Origin of the sequence: Streptococcus mitis (genome assembly GCF_946190115.1) — a bacterium.
Taxonomy (GTDB): Bacteria; Bacillota; Bacilli; order Lactobacillales; family Streptococcaceae; genus Streptococcus; species Streptococcus mitis_CO.
Window position 1 is genome coordinate 1 of the sequence record NZ_CAMHZG010000088.1, and the last position, 220, is coordinate 220.

A 220-nucleotide genomic window follows, 5' to 3' on the forward strand; every position below is an offset into this window, starting at 1 on the left:
GTAGATGCTACCGCGCTTGTGCTTGCTGACGTAGATGCTACCGCGCTTGTTGACGCTGAGGTAGAGGCTACGGCGCTTGTGCTTGCTGAGGTAGACGCTACCGCACTTGTTGATGCTGAGGTAGACGCTACCGCACTTGTGCTTGCTGATGTAGACGCTACGGCACTTGTTGATGCTGATGTAGAGGCTACAGCACTTGTGCTTGCTGATGTAGATGCTA

At 53.6% G+C, this 220-nt stretch carries 1 pseudogene; it reads left to right on the plus strand.

Annotated features, from left to right (window positions below):
• Nucleotides 1–220, plus strand: a pseudogene (locus N8L90_RS09505) (adhesive domain-containing protein); the annotation flags it as partial.